This is a genomic window from Microcystis sp. LE19-10.1B (assembly GCF_027530565.1).
GTDB classification, from domain to species: Bacteria; Cyanobacteriota; Cyanobacteriia; order Cyanobacteriales; family Microcystaceae; genus Microcystis; species Microcystis aeruginosa.
In genome coordinates this window covers 1-1,263 of sequence record NZ_JAPZQM010000409.1, presented here as the reverse complement: position 1 = coordinate 1,263, position 1,263 = coordinate 1, and the positions used below count along the sequence as shown (strand labels likewise).

At 37.6% G+C, this 1,263-nt stretch carries 1 pseudogene; it reads right to left on the bottom strand.

Annotation, left to right across the window (positions count from 1 at the left end):
- Positions 1–56 precede the first annotated feature (56 nt).
- Positions 57–1,120 (bottom strand): annotated as a pseudogene (locus O9332_RS14885) (ISKra4 family transposase).
- Positions 1,121–1,263: the final 143 nt, after the last annotated feature.

Here is a 1,263-nt window from a genome sequence, read left to right as displayed (position 1 = left end):
GGGGAGCATCTCACCTTTGCAATAAGTAGAAATGCTTAATGAGATCAATAAAAAAGTTAAAAAAGGCAACCATTTAGATAAGCACAGCGATGACGAAGGACTTGCGGTACATTACAAGATTGCCAACTTGCACCAGTAATTTTAAGACGATGAGCAATTTGTTTAATTTTTGATTCGACGGAGCCAGAGCCAATGGAAATCCCCTCTGCCTGCAAATAACCATAATTGACAATTCGATGTTTATGCTTGTTTAAATAAGTAATAAAATTCTCAACTTGCGGCTCTGACCATCCTTCACAACAAGAGATAGCGGCGTCCACGTCCCCCTTCCATAGAAAACATTTTACCTCCTCAATTCGCTGGAATGACCCGCCAACTTTATAGAGGTTTTCGATTAAATGATACCAATCCAATATTTCAATTCTTTCCTGTTTCTCTCCGATCTCACGAAATAAATTCCAGATACCATCATGTCCATCTCCTAAACAAATTAAAGGCTTGGCCAAAACTTGAGAATTAACCAAATCTAATAAAGCTGAGTTATCTTGAAAAAAAGCCGCTACCCCCAGTTGATGAAAACTCACTGCTTTATAATCACGCCAAATTAAGGCTTTTCCCTTGGCAGTTCTTAGTCGTACCTTACCGCCATCTAGGCTCATTTCTTCCACTGCCACTTCTGGGTTAGACGGTAATTCTTCAAAAGCCTATCGATGTACGAGGCGTTGTTGGGTACTGTGAGAAACAGCAATCCCTGTCAATGATTTGATTTTCTGCGCCGATTTTTCGTAGGATTCATCGCCACTTAATAGCAAACAGTTCTTCTCTAACATTGGACTCATCTGAGTCCGAGACTTTATTTCTAATTTTTTCGCTTGTTTTTCTGTAATTGGTAATTCCCCCAAAATACTTTTCACTTTTCTCGTCCGACCGGCAGTTTCTTCTGTGCTTGTTTTGACAAAAAAATACCGATTTCTGGGTTAACATAATGAATCATTAAATCTCTGACTGTCTCCTCTATCTCTCCCAAGTTATTAAATTTCTTAATTTGGGATTGCTCATAGAGACATTGCCCTAACTCTTGACATAACTCTTTAATTCTTTTTTCATTTTCTGATAACATTGAATTATTCCTCCCATCGAGAGCTATTCTGAATTGTAAGTTATAACTATTATAATCTCATTTCTCTTTGTGATCAAGTTGAAGATTTTCTAGTTTTTGACTGCTATAAGTATTAATACTCATTGCATAAGTGAGATGCTCCC